The sequence below is a fragment of the Muricoccus vinaceus genome, from assembly GCF_042433125.1.
Lineage (GTDB): Bacteria > Pseudomonadota > Alphaproteobacteria > Acetobacterales > Acetobacteraceae > Roseomonas > Roseomonas vinacea.
In genome coordinates this window covers 1-5453 of sequence record NZ_JBHLVZ010000058.1, presented here as the reverse complement: position 1 = coordinate 5453, position 5453 = coordinate 1, and the positions used below count along the sequence as shown (strand labels likewise).

At 61.7% G+C, this 5453-nt stretch carries 8 protein-coding genes; 7 read left to right on the top strand and 1 reads right to left on the bottom strand.

Annotated elements, in window-relative coordinates:
* Nucleotides 1-303: 303 nt before the first annotated feature.
* From ACFFIC_RS17145 to ACFFIC_RS17130, 4 genes are all read left to right on the top strand, one after another.
* The gene (locus ACFFIC_RS17145) at nucleotides 304-693 is read left to right on the top strand and encodes a helix-turn-helix domain-containing protein (protein ID WP_377052523.1); all 390 of its coding nucleotides are present in this window, start codon (nucleotides 304-306) and stop codon (nucleotides 691-693) included.
* Between the two features lie 960 nt (nucleotides 694-1653).
* Entirely contained in the window at nucleotides 1654-2364 is a 711-nt protein-coding gene (locus ACFFIC_RS17140; RefSeq protein ID WP_377052521.1) for a PEP-CTERM sorting domain-containing protein, read from the top strand.
* 158 nt (nucleotides 2365-2522) lie between these two features.
* Nucleotides 2523-2906 (top strand): MarR family transcriptional regulator, encoded by a 384-nt coding sequence (locus ACFFIC_RS17135; RefSeq protein WP_377052519.1) that lies wholly within the window; start codon nucleotides 2523-2525, stop codon nucleotides 2904-2906.
* Nucleotides 2907-3310: 404 nt separating this feature from the next.
* Nucleotides 3311-3556 (top strand): DUF6894 family protein, encoded by a 246-nt coding sequence (locus tag ACFFIC_RS17130; RefSeq protein ID WP_377052517.1) that lies wholly within the window; start codon nucleotides 3311-3313, stop codon nucleotides 3554-3556.
* Between the two features lie 54 nt (nucleotides 3557-3610).
* Here the strand turns inward: ACFFIC_RS17130 and ACFFIC_RS17125 are convergent, their stop codons facing one another.
* Nucleotides 3611-3799, bottom strand: coding sequence for a hypothetical protein (locus ACFFIC_RS17125; protein ID WP_377052515.1), 189 nt, complete (start codon nucleotides 3797-3799; stop codon nucleotides 3611-3613).
* 167 nt (nucleotides 3800-3966) lie between these two features.
* Between ACFFIC_RS17125 and ACFFIC_RS17120 the strand changes: the two genes are divergently transcribed.
* The 3 genes from ACFFIC_RS17120 (at nucleotide 3967) to ACFFIC_RS17110 (ending at nucleotide 5305) form a co-directional block, all read left to right on the top strand.
* The gene (locus tag ACFFIC_RS17120; protein WP_377052513.1) at nucleotides 3967-4221 is read left to right on the top strand and encodes a hypothetical protein; all 255 of its coding nucleotides are present in this window, start codon (nucleotides 3967-3969) and stop codon (nucleotides 4219-4221) included.
* Nucleotides 4222-4397: 176 nt separating this feature from the next.
* Nucleotides 4398-4589, top strand: coding sequence for a hypothetical protein (locus ACFFIC_RS17115; protein WP_377052511.1), 192 nt, complete (start codon nucleotides 4398-4400; stop codon nucleotides 4587-4589).
* 347 nt (nucleotides 4590-4936) lie between these two features.
* Nucleotides 4937-5305: a response regulator gene (locus ACFFIC_RS17110; protein ID WP_377052509.1), complete on the top strand. Its 369-nt coding sequence runs from the start codon at nucleotides 4937-4939 to the stop codon at nucleotides 5303-5305.
* Nucleotides 5306-5453: the final 148 nt, after the last annotated feature.

The window sequence follows — 5453 nt, the reverse complement described above, 5'->3', positions numbered from 1 at the left end:
ATGCACCCCATCTGCGGATACCGTCCGCTTGCGGGGTGTCTCGATCAACCGTGGAGCGCAGGAGCCGTTCGTTCAACACGTAAACAAGTGTAAGGAAACACGCCTGACGGAAGAGGTTCGCGTCGGATTTCAGCACCCGGTGGCGTGCAAGTTTTGCCTTGCGCAGAGGAACCCTAGTAGAGGTGACCACGGCTAACCGGACTTGACCAGAGGGTTTCCTCAACCAGCTGGCGGCACTTTAGCGGCGTCAGCGCTCGCAGTCAGTGATGATTTCCACACCGGGGGGGCGTTCGGCATAGGCGTATGCTCAGGCGTAGGCCTAAACCCTCGCGACTGCGCCCAGTGTCCGGTCGGAACAGGGGGTATGCCAGCCACCACCTAACATCTGTCCACTGCGCTAGGCTCTCGCACTCCGCCTTTTTTGGCTTCGGTTTAGGTAGAACTGTCTGTCGAGCAGCCCGCGCGCTCCTCAACTGGTCTCAGGACGAACTGGCCAAGGCGGCAAGCGTCGGGGTCAACACGGTTCGCAATTTCGAGCAGGAGAAAGCTTCGCCACGGCCAGCAATCTTAAGCGCCATTCGCTCGGCGTTGGAGCGTGCCGGCGTGATGATACTGGATGAGGCTGGGGAGGAGGGAGTGAAGAGGCGCAAAGCGGCGGAGCTACCACCGGCCTCCAACATCGAGCCCGCGTAGCCTCAACAGCATGTAGCCAGGGCTGATGCGCTCTGATTCTGCCCGCCGCTGCATCGTCGCTTTTGCGAGGGGCCAAGCTAGCCGTCTGTGGCAGGGGTGCCAAAAGCAAGCGCGGAGGGAACACTGGCTCTTTCGAGCCGCAAAAGTCCCCTTGCGCAGATCTATCGCCCACTCCTAAGTTGCTCACGATTCTGTGATGTTGGCTGATTACTGTTCCGAACGAGGGCGTAGATGCTGGTTGCCGAGCGTAAATCGTACTTCTGGTGGTCCGCTGAGACTGCGGTGGTCACTACCGCACCGCAGCGTGCAGATCTGGTCGTGCTGACTGACAAGTCCGACCGAGGCGGTCCCTGTTATGAGTACAGGGGTGCAGATGTTCGATCGAACGCGAGCGCGACGCGACACTGGTTCTTTCTTGCGGGGTTTCCCGGCTGTGAAGCTGGAACCTGGCGGGAAGCCTGGCACCTTCCTTTGGTTGTGGCTGCCATCGATGCGTGGCTCGACACCGGCGAAGCTGTGTCGCTGAGTTAGTTCAACAGGAACTGCACCAGGGTGATTGCAGCCAGCAAAGCGCTACTCACCGTGATGCTCGCCAGGATGATCGAATTCCTTATTCTCTCTCTTGGTCGCAGTAAGCATGCGCGCGGTCGCCTAACGTAAAGAGCTACTCTGACACCAAGCTGCAGCCGTTCGGAACAATTTTGAGACGTAGCCGAGACCGGTTCAGGGGAGGTGCCGTAACGGGCAGAACCGGCTGCGGAGGTCGTCGATCTCGCGGGTCAGGACCTGTGCCCGATCGTTGCGATGTCGAGGAATATTACATATCGGCATCTGTATGCTGAACTCGTCTACTAATGCTCGGATATGAATATATTTTCTTCCTGGCACGCATGTTGCCATTACGGTTCGCAAGGGCGCAACGATGCGTCCGACACTCGCCCCCAAGGACCGCCGCCCCCCATGCGTAAGCTTCTCCTCGCCGCCACCGCCCTCCTGGCCATCGGCGCCGCCACCCAGGCCCAGGCCGCCCCCGATCTGTCCGCCCGCATCTTCGAGGACGGCAACCTGATCACCGGCTCCGCCGTCACCTCCACCACCGGCACCCTCTTCGTCAGCAGCAGCACCAGCAACTTCAGCTTCCTCAGCGCCCTCACGCTCGGCTTCCCCCAGGTCGCCCAGCCGGCGCTCGACGTGCAGACCACCAGCATCAGCAGCCTTGCGAGCTTCACGGGCACCCACACCATCACCTTCGAGGTGACGCAGACCGGCCTCGACAGCAGCTCGGCCGGTGCGCCGCTCGCCGCCCTGGCCAGCAGCTTCACCGCCAACTTCCTGATCAACGGCAGCGCGGTGAGCAACGTCACCATCGCCAGCTACGTCGATGCCAACAACACCGCCTTCAGCACCTCGCAGCTGCTGGCCAGCCGCACCTACACCAACGGCCCGACCAACGCCTCCGGCGCCCTGCTGGCCAACCCGACCCTGGACGGCTCGCTGTTCTCCGAGACGGTGGTGATCACCGCCACCTTCACCGGCGCCGGCGCCTCGCTGAACGCTTCCGCCCAGATCGTCGCCGTGCCCGAGCCCGCCTCCCTCGCCCTCTTCGGCATGGGTCTGCTCGGCATGGGCCTGGTCAAGCGCCGCCGCGATGGGGCGAACCTGTCGGCCTGAACCCCGCTCGATGGTGGGTCGCTTCAACCCACCATCCCCAACGCAACACAGGCCGGACGCTCAGGCGGCCGGCCTTTTTGCTGCCCTTCATCGAGACGGGGGCCACCAACGGCCTGGCACGACGCTGATGAGAGCAGCCCCGAGAACAGGACCCTCGAATGCCGGTGCAAGGCACACCCGACCAGTTCGTCAACCTTCTGAAGGACACCATCTGCGCGCTTGTGCGGCGTGATGGTCCGGACCTGACCGCACGGCAGTTCAGCGTCTTTCTGACTGTTTACCTCTACGAGGGACCGCATACGGTGCGCGGCCTGGCCGCGGCGCTCAATGTCTCCAAGCCCGCGATCACCCGCTCAGTTGACCGCTTGGAGGAGTTTGATTTTGCCCGCCGCAAAGCGGATCCAAAAGACCGCCGTTCCGTGCACATCCAGCGCACCGTAAAGGGTGCTGCCCTGTTGCGCGAGATGCACGCCATCGTGGGCCAAGCCGCCACGCCAGACCGGACGCAGAACGGCGCCGTCCGGGTCGGGGGTGCAAGCTGAGGCGGATGCTGTTGCGGCAAGGCTACCCGGCCACTAGCTCCACGCGGCGGCTCCAGGCGTTGTCACAGGGCGGAGCCGCCACCCTCGCGCGTGGCTGTAGGGGGGTGGAGGGCAAGGGGCGAGAGAGTTTCGGACTTATCGTCCCCAACCCTTATGCGGCACCGCCTTCAAGCTCTTCGGTACGGTAAAGCCCAGCACAGCGATTGACTGGCAAGTTGTCCGCCGGCGGCGCACGTTCCCGTCAGGCGAGATCACAGAGATGATGCCTGCTTCGCACCTTAATCTGCTTTAGCTCTAGTGGGGTTGGTTTTGAATTTAAATCGGGCCATTGCTCGCAGCGATCCGCCGGCGCGGGCAACTGAGAGGCCAGCACTCTCGCCGACACGTCGCTCGGGAAATCAGCCATGTCCCGCTTCTTCTTCGATCTCCACGACGGCATCTTCCTCCCTGATCACACGGGAACTGACCTGCCAAGCCTCAACGATGCCTACACCGAGGCGATCAAGACAGCCGGGCGACTCCTTCAGGAGGCAGGATTGGATCTTCTGGCAGGCGCCCCCTGGCGGATGGAGGTCACCGACAAGCACGGCCAACTCCTCCTCACGCTGAACTTTTCTGCCGTGATTGCGCGTCAGCCGCTCGCGGCCTGATCGATCAAGATCGAATGGGGGAAAGTCAGACGTTTTCGTGAGAAGCACTGCTGCCTACTGGAACGTCCTGTTTCGGCCAGCAAAAAGAATGATAAGGATCTCCGTGAGCAAAGCGTCAGCCTCATCCAAATGCTGATTACGTGCAAAATCGGCTAGATACTTCGCTGTGTTGATAACTTGCTCCAGGCTGTCATCAACCGAGCCATTCCTGGATGGATCCTGCTGCTCAGATTCGGCTTCCATGCTTCATCCCAATCATTTTTAAAGGATTCGCCTAAACCGTTCTGGCTATGTCAGTCACCTTCAGACGCTCGCAAGGTGCGCTGAACAGATAGGAATTTCACTCCGGAATGTTTTTAACCTCCGTTAATTGTCCGCCTTCCGCTCGTTCAATTCAAGAGAGACCAAGCATGCCAGACGCGTGGAACCAGCCAAGGCCCTCTCAGCTGCACGAAGCAGTTGCGCAGGCGCTGGAAACGATGCTCTCTCGGCCTGAGTACCTTTCTGACCAGGGTGAAATGCTGCGATTGCTGCGGGAGCAGCTTTCCACCATACTCACCGAGGCGCCGATCCAAGGAGACGTCGTCAACGCCGTCGCGATCCGCGCCCAGCTTGCTACTGTGATCGACGCCGAGATCGCCAAGCTAGCAGCTCGGGTCAGCTAGCCCCAGGGCTAAACTCGGCAAGTTGGTCCCCATGGGGTCGCCCCCCTTACGACCACGCACGCTGCTTTGCCTTTTCTGCCAGTGCGCCCTGCACGGCTAGAGGTTGATCCAGATCAAGCCGTCCGCGTTCACACAGGTTGAAGCGGGGGCGCGCACGAGGCGGTCACCATGGCGACATGGCCGCAACCGACACCCTCGACTTTGCCGAATGGCGCACCCGGATGGCGCACGCGCTGCGCAGGTCTTCTGCTGCCGCAGCAGCCTATGCGCCTGCGTCCGAGATCAGGAAGCTGGAGCAGCGTGTGCGCGCTCTGGAGCAAGAAGGAGCGGCGCGCGGGTTCCTGCCAGCCGATGGAGCGCACGGGTAAACAGATCGCGAATTACGCCCCTACCGCAAACCCCTGGTCTGGTCGCCTGATTGGACACGGGGCGACTCCCTCCTTCTTACGTGAACAAAGAAGCTGTGGACGCGACTCCTCCAGCTAGAGAATAGTTTCGGCATCGGCGCGCGGGAGAGCCTGGAGGCGGGCTCGGCAAGTTGGTCCCCATGGGGTCGCGCCCCTTACGACCATGCCCGCTGCCTTACCTGATCTCAGGACAACTGCTCTCCAGAGTACGTTGTCAAATTGATAGGCATTCGCAGCAACGTAGGCCTTGTGACGCGGTTATCCCCACGCGGCAGGAAATTAGAACCGCAAACCGGTGGGTAGAGCAGATGAGGGCGGTGCGGGTTCTACTCGCGGAGGACGAGGGCCTGATCCGCCTGATCACGGGGGAGTTTCTCCAAGAGAATGGCTTCGAGGTAACCGAGGCTTGGAATGGCGAGGAAGCCACCCGGCTCCTCAACGGGCCCGACAGCTTCGATGTGCTGTTCACCGACGTCCGCATGCCGGGATCCCTCGATGGCATCGCCTTGGTCGAGCACGCCCGCCGCCGGCAGCCGGAGATCCCGGTGCTGGTGGTGTCCGGCTATGCGGAGAACCTGATGAGCCGCCTCCGCTCTCTGGGCCCGCCCACAGCCTTCCTGGATAAGCCCTACGACCTCATGGAGGTTGTTCACACCTTGAGGCGTCTGACCGCCTAGCCGTCGCTCAGCCTTCAGTTCGTCAAACCGCTAGGCGCGCCCTGCTCATCCTCAGCGTGGCAGGCATGCCGCTAGTGCACTGACACAGACGTAGGATTCACAAGGGGGCGCTGCTCTGAAAGTCTGGTGGCATGGCCCAGACCGTCAG